Genomic DNA, 21,178 nt, shown 5'->3' with positions numbered 1-21,178 from the left:
GGGCTGACCGGGGGGAGACGCGATGTCGGGGTCGGACGCGGCGGGGGCGGGTGCGGGTGCGGCGGGGCCGGATGCCGAGGGGTACGCGGGACTGCGGATCGAGCGGGCCCGGGAGCTGGCCCGGCGGCACGGCTGGGCCTCGGTCCGGGTGCTGGAGCCGGGGGAGCTGATGACCATGGAGTACCGGCAGGGGCGGCTCAACCTCGCGGTGCGGGACGGCGTGGTGGAGCGGAGCTGGGAGGGCTAGCGGCCGTTGCCGCCGCCCCGGTGGCCGGGTGTCCGGTGCTCCGGTACCCGGTGGCCCCGCCGGGGAGGGGCCGGTCGCCGAAGCGGCGGTGGAGCCGTTGCTCGGCGGCGGTGACCAGGGGCTCCAGCAGGGGCAGCGAGAGCAGGACGAGCAGTCCGGCGGCCCAGCCGGCCAGCACGTCGGTGACCCAGTGGGTGCCCAGGTAGACGGTGGTCAGGCCGATCGAGCAGGCGGTGGCGGCGGCGATCACCGCGCCGGTGCGGCGCCAGCGGACGGCGAGGTAGGCGAGCACGCCCCAGGTGACGACCGCGTTGGCGGTGTGCCCGGACGGGAAGATGGTGCCGCCGGAGAAGAGTTCGGGTGAGCCGACGTACTGGGCGTAGTGCGGGCCGAGCCGGCCGGTGACGATCTTGACCGCGCCGACCGTGACATTGAGCAGCAGCAGCGCGACACCCATGACCAGCAGGGGGCGCAGCCGGCCGAGGCGGCGGGCGCGCCAGGCGAGCCAGGCGAAGGCGGCGATCGCCGAGGGGCCGCGCTGCCCGGCGACCACCCAGGTGTCCAGCAGCGGCTCCAGCCGCGGCCAGCGTTCGTACGGGCGCAGCAGGCGGACCGACCAGTCGAGGTCGACCAGGGCGGTGTTGAGCAGGACGCCGGCCAGCACCAGGAGGTAGAGGACGACGGTGGCGGCGAGCAGGGCGGCCTGCCGCCGGCTCATCGGCGGCCAGCTCAGGGGAGCCGGGTCCGTGGGAGCCGGGCTCATGGGAGCCGGATGCACGGGAGCCGGATGCACGGGAGGCGGGCTCATCGACGGTGGGCTCCCATGAGGTGCGCTCATCTGAGGTGCGCTCATCGGGGGCGGCCGGTCCCGGCCGGTGGCGGCGGTGCTGTGTCCGGGCCGCTGCCGTGGAACGGGAGCGCGGGTACTTCTCGATTGCACGGGGTGACCTTACCCACCCGGACAGGACCATTCCGGGGGTAATTGTCATTTTCCCGGGAAATCGACAATTGGGGCCTCCGGGGGTGTCTCGGTGGGTGATTTCCGCTATTCCGGGATCGAATGCCCGTGTGGTCTTCGAATGATTCTGCAAAAGTCCCGGTAAAGGAAACGGAGCGGGAGGCCGGCTCGCCCGGCTTCCCACTCCGTGGTCACCCTGTGTAGGTTCGGTGCTCAGTCGAGGGGGCCGCCCGCGACGTAGATCACCTGGCCGGAGACGAAGCCGGCGCCCTCGCTCGCCAGGAACGAGATGGTGTGGGCGACGTCCTCAGGCTGACCGACCCGCTGGACCGGGATCTGAGAGGCCGCGGCCCGCTTGAAGTCTTCGAAGTCCATGCCGACCCGGGCCGCGGTGGCCGCGGTCATGTCCGTGGCGATGAAGCCGGGGGCCACCGCGTTGGCCGTGATGCCGAACTTGCCGAGCTCGATGGCCAAAGTCTTGGTGAAACCTTGCAGGCCCGCCTTGGCGGCCGAGTAGTTGGCCTGGCCGCGGTTCCCCTGGGCGGAGGAGGAGGACAGGTTGACGATGCGGCCGTATCCGGCGTCGACCATGTGCTTCTGCACCGCGCGGGTCATCAGGAAGGCGCCGCGGAGGTGGACGTTCATGACCGTGTCCCAGTCGGACTCGGACATCTTGAAGAGAAGGTTGTCGCGCAGCACGCCCGCGTTGTTGACCAGCACGACCGGGGCGCCGAGCTCGGCGACCACGCGGTCGACGGCGGCCTGGACCTGCTCGGCGTCCGAGACGTCGGCGCCGACGGCCAGGGCCTTGCCCCCGGCGGCGGTGATCCGGTCGACGGTGTCCTTGCCGGCCGCCTCGTCCAGGTCCAGGACGGCGACCGCGTAGCCGTCGGCGGCCAGTCGGACGGCGGTGGCGGCACCCAGGCCGCGGGCGGCACCGGTGACGACGGCGACCCGGGGGGCGGTGCTCTGCTCGGTCATGCTCGCTCTCGTCTCTCTCGGGGGTTGCCTCCTCCGGGGAGCCCCCGGAGAGGGTGGCCACACCCTACCGGCGAGTAGGGGAGGCGGCCAGGGTGGAGAGGCGCAGGTGACGGTCGGTAAGGACCGACCGGTCGGCTTTCTGCTGAGAACGGGTTACTGCAAGAGTGTCGCAGCGCGTAAATATGCCAATGTTGCCGAACCTGCGTCTACTATCCGCCCCTGCCTGCCAGCACGGGCCCGCCGTTTGTATAGTGTCCGCCAGCAGCCACCGGCTGCACGGCTGGAGCGCCCTCCCTCATAGCTGGACGCCCACTCGCCGTTACTGCCCCACCCGGGTGTCCCACACACACCGGGTGTGACATCGGGACGGATACATGGTGCTGGGGGAGATCCCGACAACCCGCGTGTCCGCGCGACTGCAGCAGTCGCCCGGTCACCTGATTCGTGTTGCACAGCAGGTCCACACCCGTCTGTGGTCCGAGCACGTCGGAGCCGATCTCACGGCTCCGCAGTTCGCCGTGCTGCTGGTCCTGGCCCTCGAACCGGGCGCGGACCAGCGGACGGTCGGCGAGCGGGCCTCGCTGGACAAGGCCACGATGGCGGAGATGGTCGCGCGGCTCGTCCGCCGCGGCCTGGTGCTTCGCAGGCGCGACCCGGCCGACGGCCGGCGCAAGCTGCTCGCGCTCTCGCAGAGCGGCGCCCAGGCGGTCCGTGAGGCCACCGGCGGCGTCGTCCGCGTGCAGCGCGTCCTGTTCGAGCCGCTCACGGCGGACGAGCAGATCGAGATCGTCCGGGTGATGGCCAAGATAGCCAGGCTGGAGCCCGCCGCGGTCGCCGTCTTCACGGACGCGCGGCCGATACTGGACGCCCAGCGGGCGATCGGCTACCTGATCAGGGTGAGCCAGCAGGTGCACACCAAGCTCTGGTCGGAGCACGTCGGCGCGGACCTGACGGCCCCGCAGTACGCGGTACTGGACGCGCTGGAGCTGGAACCGGGCGCGGACCAGCGCACGGTCGGCGAGCTGGCCTCGCTGGACAAGGCCACCATGGCGGAGATGGTGAGCCGACTGGTGCGCCGCGGTCTGGTGCAGCGTCGGCGCGACCCGTCGGACGGGCGTCGCAACCTGCTCTCGCTCTCACCGGCGGGACAGGACCTGCTGCACCGCTCGGCGGCCGGGGTGGCCGAGGTCCAGCGGCTGCTGCTGGCTCCGCTGGAGGAGAGCGAGCACGAGGCCGCGCTGGCGCTCATCGCCAAGGCGGCCAGGCTTTGACCAAGCCTTGGTAACAATAGCCAAAACGATTCGCCAACGTACCGAGGGTTCGTCCCCGATGGGGCGGTGAATCGCGAACGCCGAGGACCGCCCGCCCCCGAACGGGGTGGGCGGTCCTCGGCGTTCGGCTGCGCCGGCCGTCGGGCCGGCCGGGACCCGCAGGACCCGCGGGGCCGGCCGGGGCGCTGCCGGGTGGCCGGGGCCCGGTAGCGGGCCCCGGGCCGGGGGTCAGTTCCAGTCGAAGCCCTGCGGGTCCGGGCCGATGCGCTTGCCGGTGGCGACGCCGGCGATCGCCGCGAGGTCCTCGGCGTCCAGCTCGAAACCGGTGACGTCCAGGTTCTCCCGGATGCGCGACGGGGTGACCGACTTCGGGATGGCGATCACACCGCTCTGCAGGTGCCAGCGGAGCACCACCTGGGCGACCGTGCGGCCGTGCTTCTCGGCGATCTTCACCAGGGCCGGCTCGGCGAGCAGCTCCCCGCCCTGGCCCAGCGGGCTCCACGCCTCGGTGGCGATGCCGTGCTCGGCGTGGAAGGCACGCAGCTCCTCCTGCGGGAAGTACGGGTGCAGCTCGACCTGGTTGAGCACCGGGGCGACCGTGGACTCGTCCAGCAGGCGGATCAGCTGCTCGGTGCCGAAGTTGGAGACGCCGATCGACTTGACCCGGCCGTCCGCCTTCAGCTGCTCGAAGGCCTTCCAGATGTTGAGGTAGCTGCCGTGCATCGGGCGCGGCCAGTGGATCAGGTACAGGTCGACGTAGTCGAGGCCCAGCTTGGCGAGCGAGGCGTCGAACTCGCGCAGCACCGCGTCGCGGCCCTGCTCGCCGGACCAGTCGCGGGTGCCGGAGTTCCACAGCTTGGTGGTGATGTAGAGGTCCTCGCGGGCGACGCCGCCGGCCAGCGCCTCGGCGATCGCCGCGCCGGTGCCGGCCTCGTTCTCGTAGATCGCCGCGGTGTCGATCGAGCGGTAGCCCGCCTCGATCGCGGCGCGGACGGCGGCCGTGGCCTCGCCGTCCGGGACCTGCCACACGCCGAAGCCGAGCTGCGGGATCTGGGCGCCGTCGTTGAGGGTGACGGTGGGGATGGTGCTCACGGGACGCAGTGCCCTCCTGGTCGTTGGTCTTTCCAACGAAGGCCAACTGGCGCCGGAAGGTGATTGTTCCCACCGAACGGGTGAATCTTGGGAGACGTTTTGCAGGGCTCCGGGCCCAGGCGGAGGGCGCGGGGAAGGGGCGCCGGGGGAGCGGCGGAGGCCCGCCGGGGAGCTGCCGGGGGCCGTCCCGGCGCGGACGGGCGGGGGATCCCGGAGGCAGCGGGCGGGGGATCGGGGGGCCGCCGGCGGCCGGCCGGTGGGAAGACGGTGAGAAAACCTGTTGCGGGGGTCACACCGGGGTTGGCAGGCTCCCGGACATGGCCTCCTGAGATCCGGGCCCTTCGTGCCCTTCCTGATGTTCCGTCCGGCGCTCCCTCCGGATGTGTCGACGGCCCCGCGCCCGTTCGCGCCCCCGTTCCCGCGCCCCCGTTCCCGTGCGCTCGCATTCCCGCGCACGCTCGTTCCCGCGCCCCCGTTCCCGTGCGCTCGCATTCCCGCGCACGCTCGTTGCCGCGCTCCCCCGTACCTCCGCACCGTTCGCATCGGAGTGTCATGCCGCTCACCCCCCTGCCGCTGGCCGATCCCGGCAGTCCCGATCTCTCCTCGCCCCTGGCCTTCCTGCGCTGGCTGCAGCGCAGCCAGCGGCGCGGGCAGGTGCGCGCCACCTGCTGGAACCTGCTGGAGATGGGGTGCCAAGCCGCCCTGCCGGTGCCGCTCGGACTGGGCGTGCAGGCCGCCGTCGACGGTGACGCCGGCGGGATCTGGCGGGCCGCCGCCCTTGTCCTGCTGCTCGCCGTGGGTGCGTCGCTGGGCACCGCCCTGACGCATCGTCAGGTCGTCTGGAACTGGATCCACGCCGCTTGCCAGGTGCGGCAGTTGGTCGCCCGGCAGGCCTCGGACCTGGGGGCCGGGCTGTCCCGGCGGATCGCCACCGGCGAGGTGGTGGCGGTCGGCAGCGGGGACGTCGAGCGGATCGGCTGGTACGTCGAGCTGACCGCCCGGGTCCGGTCCGCGGTGCTCGTCTGGCTGGCCGTCAGTTCGGCCGTGCTGGTGGTCGAACCGGTGCTGGGCGTCGGTGTGCTGCTCGGCGTCCCGGTGCTGGCGGCCTCGGTCTGGCCGCTGATCGGGCCGTTCGAGCGGCGCTACGAGCAGCAGCGCGCGCTCGGCGGCAAGGCCACCGAACTGGCCGCCGACACGGTGGCCGGGCTGCGGGTGCTGCGCGGCATCGGCGGTGAGGAGCTCTTCCTGGAGCGGTACCGGGCGGCCTCCCAGAAGGTCCGGGCGGCCGCCGTCCGCTCGGCCCGGGTATGGTCGCTGATGCAGGCCCAACAGGTGCTGCTGCCGGGCCTGTTCGTGGTCGGCATCACCTGGTGCGGCGCCCGGCTGGCGGCCTCCGGCGAGCTCGCCGTCGGCACCCTGATCGCGGTGTACGGCGCGACGGCCTTCCTGGCCGCGCCGCTGCGGATCCTGGGCGAGGCGGCGCACGCCTGGAGCGTCGCCCGGGTCTCCGCCGGGCGGGCCGTCCGGGTGCTCTCGCTCCGTCGGACCGACGGGGCCGCCGAGGCCTCGCTGACCGGGGCCGCCAAGGCGGACCTGTACGACCCGGTCAGTGGGCTGACCGCGCGGGCCGGCGAGCTGACCGCCGTGGTCTGCGGGGACCCGGACTTCGCCGGGGCGCTCGCCGAGCGGCTCGGCGGCCACGTCCCGTTGGCCGAGGGCGAGCCGGAGCAGCCCTCGGCGCGGCTCGGCGGCACGGAGCTGGACGCCGTGCCACTGGCCGAGGCCAGGGCGGCGGTGCTGGTCCACGACAAGGAGCCGGTGCTGCTCTCCGGGACGCTGGCCGAACTGTTCGACATCCCGTCCTCGGGGCGGGTCTCGGCCGCCGAGGCGCTGGCGGCCGCCCGGTCGGACGACGTGCTGGAGGCGCTGGTGGACGGCTCGCCGGAGTGCGCGGGCGATCCGATGCGCGCCCGGATCACCGAGCGCGGCCGCTCGCTGTCCGGCGGGCAGCGCCAGCGGCTCGCCCTGGCCCGGGCGCTGCTCGCGGACCCGCCGGTCCTGGTGCTGGACGAGCCGACGAGCGCGGTCGACGCCCACACCGAGTCCAGGATCGCCGCCGGGCTGCGGGAGACCAGGGCCGGCCGCACCACCGTGGTGTTCGCGACCAGCCCGCTGCTGCTCGACCGGGCGGACCGGGTGGTGCTGCTGCGCGACGGCCGGGCGGTCGCGTCGGGACGGCACCGCGAGCTGATGCGGACCGAGCCGGCCTACCGGGCCGTGGTCACCCGCGACGAGGAGGCCGCCCGGCCGGTGAGCGGGGCCGTGTGAACGGCCGCCCGGACCGCTTCGTCAACTGCCGTGACACACACCCGAGGAGTCCGTCATGAAGCCCCCCGTCCATGAGGAACAGGGGCCGGCCGCGACCCTGCCGGTCGGTTCGCCGGCCGCCGTGCGCGGCTACCTGCTGCTGCTCGCCCGGCGGCACCGCGGCGGGTTCTCCGCGGTGGTGGCGCTGCACTCGGTGGCCACCCTGGCCGGGCTGGTCGGGCCCTGGGTGCTCGGCAGCCTGGTCGAGTCGCTGGCCACCGGCACCGCCGGGTCCACCATCGCGGTCGCCGTCGCCTGGTACCTGCTGGCGCTCGTGGCGCAGGCCGCGTTCACCGGCTGGTCGCGGATGCGCGGCGCGGTGCTCGGCGAGCGGGTGCTGGCCGACCTGCGCGAGGACTTCCTGGTCCGCTCGGTCGCGCTGCCGACCGGCGTGCTGGAGCGGGCCGGCACCGGGGACCTGGTCTCCCGGGGCACCACCGACGTCGACCGGCTGGACAAGTCCGTGCGCGAGGCGGTCCCCGAACTCGCCGTCGCCGTGGTGTCGTTGCTGCTGGTGCTCGGCGCCCTGCTGCTCACCTCGCCGCTGCTCGCGCTGAGCTCGCTGATCGGGCTGCCGCTGCTGCTGGCCACCTCCCGCTGGTACTTCCGGCGGGCGCCGCAGTCCTACCGCAACGAGTCGGCCGGGTACGCGGCGGTGAACACCGTGCTGGCCGAGACGGTGGACGCCGGCCGCACCGTCGAGGCGCTGCGCCTGGGCGACCGGCGGATCGGGCTGACCGACCGCAAGCTGCGCGAGTGGCTGGCCTGGGAGCGCTACACCCTGTGGCTGCGCTCGGTCTGGTTCCCGACCATCGACGCCGTCTACACCGCGGCGGTGCTCGCGACCCTGGTGCTCGGCGGGCTGTTCACGCTCAGGGGGTGGATCAGCGTCGGGCAGTTGACCACCGGTGTGCTGTACGCGCAGATGCTGACCGGTCCGGTGGACCTGATCCTGCGCTGGTACGACGAACTGCAGATCGGGCAGGCCTCCCTGGCCCGGCTGGTCGGCGTGCGCGAAGTGCCGGAGCACGAGGGGGACGAGTCCGCCAGCCCGGACGGCCGCCGGGTGGAGGCCCGGGACGTCCGGTTCGGCTACCGCGAGGGTGCGGACGTCCTGCACGGGATCAGTCTGGACGTCGCACCGGGCAGCCGGGTCGCCCTGGTCGGGCCCTCCGGGGCGGGCAAGTCCACGCTCGGGCGGCTGTTGGCCGGGATCTACGCCCCCGGCCGCGGCAGTGTGACCCTCGGCGGCGCGGCGCTGTCGCGGATGCCGGCGGAGCGGGTGCGCGCCGAGGTGGCCCTGGTGAACCAGGAGCACCACGTCTTCGTCGGCACCCTGCGGGACAACCTCCGGCTGGCGGCGCCCCACGCGGACGACACCGAGCTGCGGGCCGCGCTGGACGCGGTGGACGCCGGGGCCTGGGTGGACGCGCTGCCGGAGGGGCTCGACACCGAGGTCGGCTCCGGCGGAACCGCGCTGACCCCGCCGCAGGCCCAGCAACTGGCCCTGGCCCGGCTGGTGCTGGCCGATCCGCACACCCTGGTGCTGGACGAGGCCACCTCCCTGCTGGACCCGCGGGCCGCCCGGCACCTGGAGCGCTCGCTCTCCCGGGTGCTGGAGGGGCGGACGGTCATCGCCATCGCGCACCGGCTGCACACCGCGCACGACGCGGACGTGATCGCGGTGGTCGAGGGCGGGCGGATCAGCGAGTACGGCAGCCACCCGGAGCTGGTCGCGGCCGGTGGTCCGTACGCGGCGCTCTGGCGTTCGTGGCGGGACGAGGGGTAGCCGCGGGGCGGAGGCCACCGGCGAGGCCGGAGATCGGTAAACCCGTGCGGGGTCGGATTGCCCCGTGCGGGTTACTCCCGGACCCGGAAGGGCGCGTAGCCGGGCAAATCGGCCGCCCGGCCCGCAGACTGCTCCGGTGACCAAGATTTCGGACGGCTCGTCCCGCTCCCCGCGCGGAGAGATCGGCGGCATCCCCACGCGGTACATCGGGATCGGCGTCATCGTCATCCTCGCCGTGTGGTTCCTGTTCGCCAACCTCGACAAGGTGAAGATCCAGTTCTGGGTGTTCACCGTCACCGCGCCGCTCTGGATCGCGCTGCTGGCCACGCTGGTCGCCGGCGGCGTGCTCGGTTGGCTGCTGAAGGGGCGGCGCAGCGGGTGACCACCTCTCCCGATCCGGCCCCGAGCGGCACCTCGGCCTTCGCTCCGCTGATCGAGATGCGCGCGGTCAACAAGCACTTCGGCGAGCTGCACGTACTGCAGGACATCGAGCTGACGGTGGGCCGCGGCGAGGTCGTCGTGGTCATCGGACCGTCCGGCTCCGGCAAGTCCACGCTGTGCCGGGCGATCAACCGACTGGAACCGATCGAGAGCGGCACCATCCTGATCGACGGCGAGCCGCTGCCCGAGGAGGGCAAGGGGCTCGCCCGGCTGCGCGCCGAGGTCGGGATGGTGTTCCAGTCCTTCAACCTGTTCGCGCACAAGACCGTGCTGCAGAACGTCTCGCTCGCCCAGATCAAGGTCCGCGGCCGGCCCAAGGAGGAGGCCGACGCCAAGTCCCGCGCGCTGCTGGAGCGGGTGGGCCTCGCGGCGCAGGCCGACAAGTACCCGGCCCAACTATCGGGCGGGCAGCAGCAGCGGGTCGCGATCGCCCGCGCGCTGGCGATGGACCCCAAGGCACTGCTCTTCGACGAGCCGACCTCGGCGCTCGACCCCGAGATGATCAACGAGGTGCTGGACGTCATGCGCCGGCTCGCGCACGAGGGCATGACGATGATCGTCGTCACCCACGAGATGGGCTTCGCCCGGGCCTCCGCGAACCGCGTGGTGTTCATGGCGGACGGCCGGATCGTCGAGGACCGCGCCCCGGAGGACTTCTTCAGTGCCCCCGAGAGTGAGCGCGCCCGGGACTTCCTGTCCAAGATCCTGAAGCACTGAGGCGGCGCCGTGAACCGTGAGACGACGCCCGGTGCGCGGGCGGCGGAACCCCGCGCGGTGAGGCGCAGGCCCGGCGGGCGGCGGCTGCTCGCCGTCGTCGTGCTCCTCACCGCGCTCGCGACCGGCTGCGGCAAGCCCGGCACCCCGCCGCCCAAGGGGCCGCAGCCCAGCGCCCTGCCCGGCTACCAGGTGCAGGACGCCTCCGCGATCACCGGCTCACCGACCCTGGACGCCGCCCGCGCCCGGGGCCACCTGGTGGTCGGCGCCAAGGAGGACCAGCCGTACCTGGGCCAGAAGAACCCGGCCACCGGCGTGTACTCCGGCTTCGACATCGAGATCGCCAAGATGGTCGGCGCCTCGCTGGGGTTCCCGCCCGACAGGATCCAGTTCAAGACCATCGCCTCGGCCAACCGCGAGACCGCGCTGCAGAACGGCCAGGTGGACTACTACGTCGGCACCTACACCATCAACGACAACCGGAAGAAGCTGGTCGGCTTCGCCGGGCCGTACTTCGTCGCCGGGCAGTCGCTGCTGGTGGGCAAGAACGACACCGGCATCCACGGCCCGCAGGACCTGAACGGCAAGAAGGTCTGCTCGGCGGCCGGCTCGACGCCGTACCAGCGCATCCAGTCGCAGTACCCGAAGGCCAAGCTGATCGGCTACGACACCTACTCGGCCTGCGTGGACAACCTGATCACCGGCCAGGTCGACGCGGTGACCACGGACAACGCGATCCTGCTCGGCTACGCGGCCAAGGCCCCGGACGAGCTCAAGGTGGTCGGCCCGCTCTTCTCGACCGAGCCGTACGGGATCGGCGTGCCGAAGAACGACACCGTGCTGCGCGCGGCGCTGAACGACGCGCTGCAGCAGCACGAGCAGAACGGCGACTGGACGAAGGCCTTCGAGGCGACCCTCGGCCTCTCCGGGGAAGCCGCGCCGACCCCGCCGCAGATCAACCGGTACTGAGAGGGCCGCGCCGTGAAAACGCTGACCGACAACTGGTCGACCTACTGGGACGGGTTCCTCGGCACGCTCTCGCTCTTCGCGGTGAGCGCCGTGCTGTCGCTGGTGCTGGGGGTGCTGATCGCGAGCTTCCGGGTCTCGCCGGTCAGACCGCTGCGGGTGTTCGGGACGGTGTGGGTCACGGTGCTGCGCAACACGCCGCTGACCCTGCTGTTCTTCATCGTCGTGCTGGGCCTGCCCCGGTTCGACATCACCCTGCCCTTCTACACCTTCGCGGTGCTCGCCCTCGGCTGCTACACGTCGGCCTTCGTCTGCGAGGCGATGCGTTCGGGCGTCAACACCGTGCCGGCCGGGCAGGGCGAGGCGGCCCGGAGCCTGGGCATGAGCTTCGGACAGACGATGGGCCTGGTGGTGCTCCCGCAGGCGTACCGCTCGGTGGTGGCGCCGATCGGCAGTGTGATGATCGCGCTGGCGAAGAACACCGCGATCGCCGGGTCCTTCAGCGTCACCGAGCTGCTGGGCACCTACCGGACCATCAACGAGCTGGGCTACAGCATCGTCTGGACCTTCGTCTGGATCGCCGTGGGCTACCTGATCATCACCCTGGCCATCAGTGCCGTCTTCAACCTGCTGGAACGACGAGTGGCGGTGTCCCGATGACGGTCGAAGCCTCGGCGCTGTACGACGTCCCCGGTCCGAAGGCGCTCGCCCGGCACCGGCTGTACGGCGTGATCGCGCTGCTGCTGATCGCGGCGGCGATCGGCTGGGTCGTCTACATGCTGTTCCACACCGACCAGTTCACGTACGAGAAGTGGATGGCCTTCGAGTACCGGGGCGTGCAGGAGCTGCTGCTGCGCGGGCTCGGCAACACCCTCAAGGCCTTCGGCTGGACGGTGCTGTTCGCCCTGCCCTTCGGTGCGCTGTTCGCGGCCGGGCGGCTGTCCGACCACCGGGTGGTGCGCTGGTTCGCCACGCTGGTGGTGGAGTTCTTCCGGGCCATGCCGCTGCTGGTGATGATCTTCTTCGTCTTCGTCGCCCTCAAGGTGCAGCCGCTCTGGGCGCTGGTGGCCGGGCTGGTGCTCTACAACGGCTCGGTGCTGGCCGAGGTCTTCCGGGCCGGCGTGCTCGCCGTGCCCAAGGGTCAGAAGGAGGCCGCGTACGCGCTGGGCATGCGCAAGACCCAGGTGATGGCATACGTGCTGGTGCCCCAGGCCAACCGGGCGATGCTGCCGGCCATCATCAGCCAGCTGGTGGTCGCGCTCAAGGACACCTCGCTGGGCTTCCTGATCACGTACGAGGAGTTCCTGCACGCGGGGAAGCTGATCGCCACCAACCTGGACTACGGCCTGCCGTTCATCCCCGTGGTGATCGTGATCGCGCCGATCTACATCGGCATGTGTCTGCTGCTCTCCTGGCTCGCCCGCTTCGTCGAGAAGCGCAGTCGGCGCAGCCCGAGCGCGCGGGGCGGGGCGCCGGTCGCGAAGGCCGAGGTGTCGATGGGGCTGCCGCCGTCGGCGCAGCAGTGAGAGGCTTGGTTCGGTACTGAACCATAGGTACGGATGGGGTCGGAGTCGGAACCTCCAAATTCCTCTTATGATTGCGGGGCTGGACCGGACCTGGAGCGGTCCGGACGACGACCCTGGCGGGAGGGGCCATGGAGCCGGTCTTCGACTCGCGGCACATCAGGACGTTCCACGAAGTCGTCCGGGCGGGCTCCTACTCGGCCGCCGCCCGTGAGCTCGGCTACACCCAGCCCGCCATCACCCAGCAGATGAAGGCGCTCGAACGCACCGTCGGCGTCCCCCTGTTCACCCGCGCCGGGCGCGGACTGCGGCTCACCGAGGCGGGCGAGGCGCTCGCCCGGCACGCCGAACTGATCCTCGACAGCATGTCCGCCGCCCAGCAGCAGCTCGCCGCGCTCGCCCGGCTGCGCGCCGGGCGGGTACGGGTCTGCGCCTTCCCCAGCGCCAACGCCACCCTGATACCCGAGGCCATGGCCCGCCTGCTGGCCGAGCACCCCGGCGTGCGGGTCGAGCTGCTGGAGGCCGAGCCGCCGGACTCCGTCCAGCGGCTGCTGCGCGGGGAGTGCGACATCGCGCTCGCCTTCCGCTACCCGGGCGCGGCCACCGAGGTGCCGGACGGGGTGGACGAGATCCCGCTGATGGAGGACCTGCTCACGGTGCTGCTGCCGGTCGGGCACCCGCTCGGCCGCCGGCACGCCGTACGGCTCTCGGACCTCGACGGCGAGCGGTGGATCGCCGGCTGTCCGCGGTGCCGGGCCAACCTGCTGCACGTGTGCGCGGAGGAGGGCTTCGCGCCCGACATCGTCTTCTCCACCGACGACAACCTCGCCGTGCAGTCGCTCGTCGCCGCCGGAGTCGGGATCGCTCTGATGCCCGCGCTGGTGCTCTCCTTCATGTGCCACCGCAAGGTCACCGGGCGGGCCGTCGAACCGCACCTGCGGCGGCAGGTGAGCGCCTACGTGCTGCGCGAGCACCGGCGGATACCGGCCACCGGGCTGGTGCTGGACCAGCTGCGGCTGGCGGCGGCGAGCCGGGTCGGGTGCTGACCCATAAGCAGGGTTAGGGGAAGTGCTTAACAACCCTCCTTGGACGTGATAGGTCGGTACGCCCGAACCTGCTGGCATGACGTCCCCAGCCACGGTCGGCAGTGACCGACTCACCGAGCGGATGACCGCGCTGATCAGTGAGATCCGCGCCGTCGTGGAGCGCGGACTGCCCCCGGAGCTCACCGCCTACCTGGTCGGCGAGCGCCTCGCCCCCCACCTGCTCGCCGACGCCGACGGGCCGGACGCCCTGCTCACCCCCGCCCAGTGCGAGGGCGACCCGCAGCGCTACCGCCAGCACGTCCTGCACGCCGAGGAGGACGGCAGCTTCTCCGTCGTCGCCCTGGTCTGGCTGCCCGGCCAGCGCACCCCGATCCACGACCACGTCTCCTGGTGCGTGGCCGGCGTCCACCAGGGCCAGGAGAGCGAGACCCGCTACCGGCTGGTCTCCGACGGCCGCACCGCCCGGCTGGTCGAGACCGAGCACGTGGCCGGCCCGGCCGGCACCGTCGCCGCCTTCGCCCCGCCCGGCGACATCCACCTGGTGCGCAACTCCTGCAGCACCACGGCCATCTCCATCCACGTGTACGGGGCGGACGTCTCCCGGCTCGGCACCAGCATCCGACGGGTCTACCGACTGCCCGCCGACCAGGAGCGGTGAGCGGCGGCGTGGCACTGACCCTCCGGCAGCGCGCCGCCGGTACCCGCTCGCTGCCCCCGATGCGCGGGGACGCCCCCGGACTGCTGCTCGCGGCCCTCGGAGTGGCCGCCGCCCTCGGCGTCCACGCCCTCGTGCCGGCCGTGCCCAAGCTCACCGCCGCCGTCGTGCTCGGAATGGCGGCGGCCCACCTGCCCGGGCTGCGGCCGGTGGTCCGCGGGGTCGCCCGGCCGGGGCTGTCCACCGCCGGGAAGCGGCTGATGCGGCTCGGGATCGTGCTGCTCGGCCTCAAGCTCAGCCTGGACGACGTGCTCGGCCTCGGCTGGGCCACCGTCGCCATGGTCCTCGCGGTGGTCGCCGCCACCCTCGCGGGCACGCTCTGGCTGGGCCGGCGGCTCGGCCTGCCCGGGGACCAGCCGCTGCTGGTCGCCACCGGGTACTCGATCTGCGGGGCCTCGGCCATCGGTGCGGTCAGCCAGGCGGCGGGCAGCGAGGAGGAGGACGTCGCGGCCTCGGTCGCGCTGGTCACTCTGTGCGGGACGCTGGCGATCGCCGTCCTGCCGTTGCTCCAGCACCCGCTCGGGCTCGGCGAGGTGGAGTTCGGGCGCTGGGTCGGCGCGAGCGTGCACGACGTCGGGCAGGTGGTCGCCACGGCGCAGACCGGCGGGCCGGGGGCGCTGCGCGAAGCCGTCCTGGTCAAGCTGATGCGCGTGGTCCTGCTGGCGCCGCTGGTCGCGGGGGTGGCCGTCGTGGTGCGGCGCAACCTGCGGGCAGCTCGGGCGGCGCGGGCGGCGGCTGTGGGGGGTGCGGCGGGGGCTCCGGCTCCGGGGGGTTCCGGCGGTGATACGGCGGTGGAAAAGTCGGTGAAGGCCGGGAGCCGGCCGCCGATCGTGCCGCTGTTCGTGGCCGGGTTCCTGGCGATGATCGTCCTGCGGACCACCGGGGTGCTGCCCGAGCGGACGCTCGGCCTCGCCGGGGACGCCCAGGAACTGCTGCTGGCCGCGGCGTTGTTCGGCCTCGGCAGCGCCGTCCACCTGCCGACCATGGCCCGTACCGGCGGGCGGATCGCCCTGCTCGGGCTCGGCTCCTGGGTGGTCGTGGCCGGCGTCTCCTACGCGGGGGTACTGATCACGACCTGACGGGAGCGGGTGCGGACTCGGCTATTGTCGGGCGGGTACTCGTCCGCACCGGGACGGTCTCGCGATCGCCCCGGGACGGTCCTGCGCTCGCGCCGCCGCGATCCCGTGATCGCGGCGGTCCCGTGCTCCCGCGGACGAGTCCGCCCGGGCGCGTGCGAGCCGGCTCCCGGCGTGCCCGGTACTGCCCGCGTTTGCCCGTGTCCGCTGAGGAGGACGGATGACCACCGCACTGCCCGAACGGGGCGGCCCCGAGGCCGTCGTCACGCTCGACCGACGGGAGGGCCCGTACGGTGAGGTGGTGCTGCGGCAACACGGTGCGCACTTCGAGATCATCGCCAACGGCTGCTTCCTGATGGACACCGCCGACGGGCGCTCGGAGCGGCTGCTGATCCAGGCGGCGCTGGACGAACTGGACCGTACGGGCAGCCGCACCGAGCGGCCGACGGTGCTGATCGGCGGACTCGGGGTCGGCTTCTCGCTCGCGTACGCGGCGGCCGAGCCGCGCTGGGGGCGGATCGCCATCGTCGAGCGCGAGACCGCGATCATCGAGTGGCACCGGAGCGGCCCGCTCGGCGCCTTCTCCGAGGGTGCGCTCGACGACGAGCGGGTCGAGGTGCTCCACACCGACCTGCTGGAGTACCTCGCGGCGGCGGACGGCGAGCGCTACGACGCGCTGTGCCTGGACATCGACAACGGGCCGGACTGGACCGTCACCGACTCCAACAACGGCCTGTACGGCGCGGACGGGCTCGCGGTGCTGTGGCACCGGCTGCGGCCGGGGGGTGTGCTGGCGGTCTGGAGCGCGCAGCCGTCGTCGGCCTTCGAGGAGGCGCTGCGGGCGGCCGGCTTCTCGGACGTGCAGACGCACGAAGTCCCGGTCGCCCGAGGGGTTCCGGACGTGGTGCACCTGGCCCGGCGCGCGGACTGAGGACGACGCCCGCGCTACGGATGCGGGGCGCAGGCCAGCAGGTACGGCAGCACGGGGAGCGCCAAGGATCCCAGCCCGTAGGCGAGTCGCCGCCGCCGCCCAGCGCCGGGGCGGGCCAGGCGGCGGACCCGGGCCAGCACCCCGGTGACGGCCACCCCGAGTGCCCCGCCGTCCGGTGCCGCGCCGCCGACGGTCGCCAACGCGTAGAGCGCCGTGGCCAGTTCGCTGCGCGACACCCGCGTCAGCGCCGCGTCGTCCGCCGCCATCTCCAGCAGCAGCGCCACCTCCGCGCGCCCGGCACGGGCCAGCGGCAGCGGCCCGAGCAGCAGGGCGAAGGTGTCGGCGGGCAGCCGGAGCAGGTGGTGGCGGCCGCGGATGTGCCCGTGCTCGTGCGCGACGGCCGCGGCGAGCTGCCGGTCGTCCAGCAGCCGCAGCGCCCCGCGCGACAGCACGACCCGGGAGCGGCGGCCGGGCAGGCAGTAGACGGTCGGGTACGGGTGCTCCAGCACCAGCGCGTCCCAGCGTCCGTCCCGTACGGCGACCAGGTCCAGCAGGGCGCGGTGCCGGCGCCGGGCCCGTCCGGTGCGTACGCCGACGGCGGTGACCAGGACGGCGGCCGCCGCACCGGCGCCGGCCAGCAGCCACCAGTCGTGGGTGTGCGGGAGGGCGCCGCCGGCGGGTTCGGTGTGCGGGAGCAGGCCGAGCAGTCCGGCCGGCTCGTGGGCGAAGGGCTCCGCGGCGTGGTGCGCCGCGAGCAGCAGGGCCACCGTGAACGAGGCCATCAGGGCCAGCCAGAGGGCCGCGCCGGCGGCCGGACGGTTCTGCAGCCGGGTGGAGCCGGCCAGTCGGCGGGGCAGCACGAAGCCGGTCGCGGCCAGGTAGAGGCCCAGCAGCGCGAGGGTCACTCCTCGCCCCGGGACGTGACCTGTTCGAGCGCGGCGAGCAGGGCCGAGGCCTCGTCCCCGGTCATCCGGTCGACGAAGTGGAGCAGCGCGCCGGCCCGGTCGGGGGTGGTCTCCAGCGCCTGGTGCATCAGGCGCGCGGTGTACTCCTCGCGGGTGCAGGTCGGCCGGTACACCCAGGCGCGGCCGACCTTGTCGCGGCGCAGCCAGCCCTTGGTGTGCAGGATGTCGGCGACCGTTGTGACGGTGGTGTACGCGACCGCCCGCTGCCGTTGCAGGTCGTCCACGACCTCGCGCACCGTGGCCGGCCGGTCCCAGGACCACAGCCGGTCCATGATCTCGGCCTCCAGGTCTCCCAGCCCCCGTAGCACCGTCCTGTCTCCCTCGCCGAACCCGCCGCCGGCGCCCTTCGCCCGCCGGAACGCGGCCCATGCTACGGCGGGCGCCGGGCGCCCGCCCCCGGGTGAGGGAGGCGGGCGCCCGGCGGGTGCGCAGCGGTGTCCGGTCGGTGCCCGAGTGGTGTCCTCCGGTGCTCGGGACGTGTCCAAACGGTGATCGGACGGGATCGCCGCTTCCAGGAGCCGCGGTCAGGACAGCCGCCGTCCGAGCGGGATCCGGGCCCTGGTGAACAGTGCCGCGAGCAGCCCCGCCAGCACCGGCAGCGCCAGCACCACCAGCAGCAGCTCGCCCCACGGCGCGGTGACCAGGGCGGGCTTGGCCCCGAAGCCGCTCGCCCGGGACTTCAGCAGCCCCACCGCCGGCACGAACCCGTTGGCCGCCCCGAGCAGCGCCCCCAGCAGGGCGATCAGCGCGCACTGCAGGCCGGCCGTGGTCCGCCGGATCCGCGGCCGGGCCCCGACGGCGGCCAGGGTGGCCTGGTCCTGCCGGGAGTCGGCGGCCGCGAGGCCGGTGGCGATCCCGGCCGCGCCGAGCACGACCAGTCCGGCGAAGCCGCTGAGCGCCAGGCTGAGCGCGTCGCTCTTCGGCTGGTACCCGCGCTCGACCTCCAGCCGGGCGGCACGGTCCAGCCGGATCGCGGCGGCTTCGGCGCGCTGCTGCGCCTTGCGGTCGGGCGGCGTGGCGGGCAGCCAGACCGAGCCGGTGGCCTGCTCGGAGAGCCCGAGGCCCGGCAGCGCGGAGGGCAGCACCATGCCCTGGGCGACGTTCGCGGCGGTCGGGTCGTCGACCAGCAGCGCGTCGACCGAGACCTCCTGGACGTCGGGCTTGGGGATCTCGCCCGGCTGCACGGTGCCGCTGCCGCCGCGCAGGACCATGACGGCCTTCCCGTCCGCGCCGACCAGGGCGCGGTCGAAGACGAGCAGCTTCCCGGCGGCCAGCGCCTGCTCGACGGCGGGGTCGTGGATGCCGAACAGGTTGTGCAGCACGGTGGCGTCCCCGGTGGCCAGGTGCGGCGGGGCGCCGAGGCCGCGCGGGTTCACCGGCCCGGTGAGCGCCTTGAGCTGGACGGCGCTGGAGCAGTTGGCGCAGAAGCGGTACAGCACCTCGCCGAGGTCGCCGCGCGGGCCGAGCCCGGTGAGCTCCTTCTCCAGGTCGGTGCGCAGCCGGTCGAGCCGGGGGCCCTCACCGTGGCTGATCAACTGCACGGCGCCGTACGGGGCCTGCGGCCGGTAGTCGCGCCGGTTCTCGGCGTCGGTACTGGTGCTGTACACCCCGACGGCGACGGCGCCGGCGACCGCGGCCATCACCGCGGCGACCGCCGGGGCGGTGCGGGAGCGGTGCCGGGCGGAGTCGCGCAGGGCGAGCCGGGGCCCGAGCGGCAGCCGCCCGGCGGCCCGGCCGACGGCGGCGATCAGCACCGGGGTGCAGAGCAGCAGCCCGAGTTCGGCCGTCACCGAGCCGCCGAGCACGGTGAGCGTCCGGGTGTCGAAGCCGCCGACGCCCGGCCGGTCGCGCTCGACGGCTCCGGCGCCGTACATCGCGACCGCGCCGCCGAGGGCGACCAGCAGCAGGCCGAGCACGCCGACCAGGCGGTTGGGCCCGCGGACGGTGTCCCGGCCGGTGAGCCCGGCGGTGACGCTGCGGCGGGCGGCCTGCAGTGCGGGCAGGGCGGCCGCGAGCAGGGCGGTGACCAGGCCGATCCCGGCGATCGCGAGCAGGTCCAGCGGGGGCAGCGCGAAGTGTCCGAAGCGCGCCCCGCCGACGTGTTCGATCCGCGACCGGAGCAGGGCGACCAGCCCGGTGCCGAGCACCACGCCGATCAGCGCGCCGGCCGCGCCGAGGACCAGGCCGCCGCCGAGCACCACCGCGCCGACGTGGGCGCGGCTGCCGCCGGCCGCGCCGAGCAGGGCGAGTCGGCGGCGCGAGCGGCGGGCGCCGACGGCGAAGGCGGGCCCGGCGAGCAGTCCGACCTCCAGCAGGGCCATGCCCGTGACGGTGGCGACCACGGCCCTGGTGCTTCCGGCCGTCCGGTCGCCGAGGCGGTAGGCGTCGCGGTAGTAGGGGACGGCGGCGCGCGGCGGCGGGGCTAGCGCGACGGAGCGCGCGGTGAGCGTGAAGCCGTACGCGTTGAACTCCCGGACCTTGGCCCAGTCGAGGACGGCCCCCGACGGGAGCCGGACCAGCCAGGCGGCGCGCTGGGTCGCGGCCCGCTCGGCGGCGGGCCGGCCGGGCTCCGCGGCGGCCGCCATCGGGTCGAGCAACTCGCCCGGCCGGGCGACGAGTTCGACCCGTCCGAGCTCGTCCGGGTGCTCCACCACGCCGGTGACGGTGAAGGTGGTCCGTTCCAGCCCCTGAAGGGTGGTGGTGCCGCCGAGCGCGAGGCCGGCGTGGTCCAGGAAGGCGCGGGTGGCGGCGATCTCGTGCGGGGCGGCGGGGGCGCGGCCCTCGACCAGGTCGATCCGGCCGCGCCAGACCGGGTCGCCGAGGTCGGCCTCGGTGGTGAGGGTGCGGACCACGCCCTCGGGCGAGGTCGCGCCGGCCTCCGGTCCGGGCCGGGCCGGGGTGAGCACGCTGCCGGGTGGCAGCAGGGAGCCGACCAGCGTCACCGGGTCGGTGCTCGAGGCCTTCTGCTGCTCGGCGGTCGGCGGCTGGTCCGGGCGGGAGTCGAGGGCGAAGGCGCCGTCCTCGGCGACCGGGGCCTGCTCGACGGTGCGGCCCGGGTTGAGCGCGGTGACCAGGGCGTCCGCGCCGCCGACCACCCGCTGCACCCGCTCGGCCGGGCTGAGCTGCCCGCTGCGGTGGACCACGTCGGCGCCGGTGACGCCGAGGACGGGCAGCGCGATCATGGCGACGATCAGCGCGCTGCGGCCCTTGGCGCGCAGGGCGTCGCGGCGGGCGATGCGCAGGGCGACCCGCCAGGCTCCGGGTTTCACCGCGTCACCTGCCCCGTCACGCCGGACCGGTGGAAGGCCGCCGGGCGGCCGGCGGAACGGCGGCCGGTGCTCTCCGCGGCGATCGCGCCGTCCCGCAGGTGGACGATCCGGTCCGCCCAGGCGGCGTGCGAGGCCTCGTGGGTGACCATCATCGCGGCGGCCCCGGCGTCGCAGCGGGCACGCAGCAGGCCGAGCACGGCCTCGCCGGTGGCGGAGTCGAGCGCGCCGGTGGGTTCGTCGGCGAGGACCAGGCGGCGGTCGCCGATCAGCGCGCGGGCGATGGCGACGCGCTGCTGCTGCCCGCCGGACATGTCGTCGGGGAAGCGGTCGGCGAGTTCGCCGATGCCCAGTTCCTCCAGCGCGGCCAGCGCCTCGCGGCGGGCCCGGCGTCCCGGGACGCCGTCGAGTTCGCGCGGCAGGGCGATGTTCTCGGCGGCGGTAAGCGCCGGAATCAGGTTGTAGTCCTGGAAGACGTAGCCGACGGAGCGCCGCCGCAGGTCGGCGAGCCTGCCGCGGCCGAGGCCGCCGAGTGCGACCCCCTCCACCGACACCTCGCCGCCGCTGGGCCGGTCCAGTCCGCCGGCCAGGGTCAGCAGGGTGGACTTCCCGGAGCCGGACGGTCCCATGACGGCGACGAACTCGCCCGGGTGGACGTCCAGGTCGATGCCGCGCAGGGCGTGCACCTCGGCGGCGCCGCGCCCGTGCACCCGGGTGACGCCGGCCAGGCGCAGGACGGGCGCGGGTCGGGTCGGATCGGTGTGGGACACACTTCCCCCTCGTGATCTGCTCAACTGCATATGTCGGTGAACTATATATGCCGGGCGAAG

General features: G+C 73.9%; 20 protein-coding genes. 13 read left to right on the top strand and 7 right to left on the bottom strand.

Annotated features, from left to right (window positions below; genetic code table 11):
- Positions 1 to 22 precede the first annotated feature (22 nt).
- Positions 23 to 247, top strand: a complete 225-nt coding sequence (locus ACZ6Y7_RS19040) for an I78 family peptidase inhibitor (protein WP_465759049.1) — start codon at positions 23 to 25, stop codon at positions 245 to 247.
- Here the strand turns inward: ACZ6Y7_RS19040 and ACZ6Y7_RS19035 are convergent.
- Complete coding sequence (locus ACZ6Y7_RS19035) at positions 198 to 965, bottom strand: phosphatase PAP2 family protein (protein WP_465759048.1); 768 nt, start codon at positions 963 to 965, stop codon at positions 198 to 200. The genes ACZ6Y7_RS19040 and ACZ6Y7_RS19035 overlap by 50 nt on opposite strands.
- Before the next feature lie 453 nt (positions 966 to 1,418).
- Complete coding sequence (gene fabG / locus ACZ6Y7_RS19030) at positions 1,419 to 2,186, bottom strand: 3-oxoacyl-ACP reductase FabG (RefSeq protein WP_465759047.1); 768 nt, start codon at positions 2,184 to 2,186, stop codon at positions 1,419 to 1,421.
- Between the two features lie 404 nt (positions 2,187 to 2,590).
- On the opposite strand from fabG, the gene ACZ6Y7_RS19025 reads away from it, so the two are divergent.
- A complete protein-coding gene (locus ACZ6Y7_RS19025) occupies positions 2,591 to 3,457 on the top strand; it encodes a MarR family winged helix-turn-helix transcriptional regulator (protein WP_465759046.1) in 867 nt (288 codons plus the stop codon).
- A gap of 228 nt (positions 3,458 to 3,685) precedes the next feature.
- Here the strand turns inward: ACZ6Y7_RS19025 and ACZ6Y7_RS19020 are convergent, their stop codons facing one another.
- Complete coding sequence (locus ACZ6Y7_RS19020) at positions 3,686 to 4,549, bottom strand: aldo/keto reductase (RefSeq protein ID WP_465759045.1); 864 nt, start codon at positions 4,547 to 4,549, stop codon at positions 3,686 to 3,688.
- Between the two features lie 552 nt (positions 4,550 to 5,101).
- Here ACZ6Y7_RS19020 and ACZ6Y7_RS19015 point away from each other — a divergent pair.
- From ACZ6Y7_RS19015 to ACZ6Y7_RS18965, 11 genes are all read left to right on the top strand, one after another.
- On the top strand, positions 5,102 to 6,877 hold the full coding sequence (locus tag ACZ6Y7_RS19015) for an ABC transporter transmembrane domain-containing protein (protein ID WP_465759044.1): 1,776 nt from the start codon (positions 5,102 to 5,104) through the stop codon (positions 6,875 to 6,877).
- Positions 6,878 to 6,932: 55 nt separating this feature from the next.
- Positions 6,933 to 8,705, top strand: coding sequence for an ABC transporter ATP-binding protein (locus tag ACZ6Y7_RS19010; protein ID WP_465759043.1), 1,773 nt, complete (start codon positions 6,933 to 6,935; stop codon positions 8,703 to 8,705).
- Between the two features lie 136 nt (positions 8,706 to 8,841).
- A complete protein-coding gene (locus ACZ6Y7_RS19005; RefSeq protein WP_465759042.1) occupies positions 8,842 to 9,087 on the top strand; it encodes a LapA family protein in 246 nt (81 codons plus the stop codon).
- A gap of 56 nt (positions 9,088 to 9,143) precedes the next feature.
- Complete coding sequence (locus ACZ6Y7_RS19000) at positions 9,144 to 9,863, top strand: amino acid ABC transporter ATP-binding protein (RefSeq protein ID WP_465759129.1); 720 nt, start codon at positions 9,144 to 9,146, stop codon at positions 9,861 to 9,863.
- Between the two features lie 57 nt (positions 9,864 to 9,920).
- Positions 9,921 to 10,829: a glutamate ABC transporter substrate-binding protein gene (locus tag ACZ6Y7_RS18995; RefSeq protein ID WP_465759041.1), complete on the top strand. Its 909-nt coding sequence runs from the start codon at positions 9,921 to 9,923 to the stop codon at positions 10,827 to 10,829.
- Positions 10,830 to 10,841: 12 nt separating this feature from the next.
- Positions 10,842 to 11,486 carry an amino acid ABC transporter permease gene (locus tag ACZ6Y7_RS18990; protein ID WP_465759040.1) on the top strand — a complete coding sequence of 215 codons (645 nt, stop codon included), beginning with the start codon at positions 10,842 to 10,844 and terminating at the stop codon, positions 11,484 to 11,486.
- Positions 11,483 to 12,352, top strand: coding sequence for an amino acid ABC transporter permease (locus tag ACZ6Y7_RS18985; RefSeq protein WP_465759039.1), 870 nt, complete (start codon positions 11,483 to 11,485; stop codon positions 12,350 to 12,352). The genes ACZ6Y7_RS18990 and ACZ6Y7_RS18985 overlap by 4 nt, the downstream gene beginning before the upstream one ends.
- A 128-nt stretch (positions 12,353 to 12,480) precedes the next feature.
- Entirely contained in the window at positions 12,481 to 13,395 is a 915-nt protein-coding gene (locus ACZ6Y7_RS18980; protein ID WP_402210618.1) for a LysR family transcriptional regulator, read from the top strand.
- 76 nt (positions 13,396 to 13,471) lie between these two features.
- Positions 13,472 to 14,053 carry a cysteine dioxygenase family protein gene (locus tag ACZ6Y7_RS18975; RefSeq protein ID WP_465759038.1) on the top strand — a complete coding sequence of 194 codons (582 nt, stop codon included), beginning with the start codon at positions 13,472 to 13,474 and terminating at the stop codon, positions 14,051 to 14,053.
- Positions 14,054 to 14,112: 59 nt separating this feature from the next.
- Positions 14,113 to 15,189 (top strand): YeiH family protein, encoded by a 1,077-nt coding sequence (locus ACZ6Y7_RS18970; RefSeq protein ID WP_465759128.1) that lies wholly within the window; start codon positions 14,113 to 14,115, stop codon positions 15,187 to 15,189.
- Positions 15,190 to 15,406: 217 nt separating this feature from the next.
- Entirely contained in the window at positions 15,407 to 16,117 is a 711-nt protein-coding gene (locus ACZ6Y7_RS18965) for a spermidine synthase family protein (protein ID WP_465759037.1), read from the top strand.
- Positions 16,118 to 16,131: 14 nt separating this feature from the next.
- On the opposite strand, the gene ACZ6Y7_RS18960 is transcribed toward ACZ6Y7_RS18965, so the two are convergent.
- From ACZ6Y7_RS18960 to ACZ6Y7_RS18945, 4 genes are all read right to left on the bottom strand, one after another.
- Positions 16,132 to 17,022: a M56 family metallopeptidase gene (locus ACZ6Y7_RS18960; protein ID WP_465759036.1), complete on the bottom strand. Its 891-nt coding sequence runs from the start codon at positions 17,020 to 17,022 to the stop codon at positions 16,132 to 16,134.
- Complete coding sequence (locus ACZ6Y7_RS18955) at positions 17,019 to 17,390, bottom strand: BlaI/MecI/CopY family transcriptional regulator (RefSeq protein ID WP_465759035.1); 372 nt, start codon at positions 17,388 to 17,390, stop codon at positions 17,019 to 17,021. Before ACZ6Y7_RS18955 ends, ACZ6Y7_RS18960 begins: the two co-directional genes overlap by 4 nt.
- Before the next feature lie 216 nt (positions 17,391 to 17,606).
- Entirely contained in the window at positions 17,607 to 20,351 is a 2,745-nt protein-coding gene (locus ACZ6Y7_RS18950) for an FtsX-like permease family protein (protein ID WP_465759034.1), read from the bottom strand.
- Positions 20,348 to 21,148 (bottom strand): ABC transporter ATP-binding protein, encoded by an 801-nt coding sequence (locus ACZ6Y7_RS18945; protein WP_465759033.1) that lies wholly within the window; start codon positions 21,146 to 21,148, stop codon positions 20,348 to 20,350. Before ACZ6Y7_RS18945 ends, ACZ6Y7_RS18950 begins: the two co-directional genes overlap by 4 nt.
- Positions 21,149 to 21,178 lie beyond the last annotated feature (30 nt).

The organism is Kitasatospora sp. NPDC053308 (genome assembly GCF_055585785.1).
This window is presented reverse-complemented; position numbering and strand designations above follow the sequence as displayed.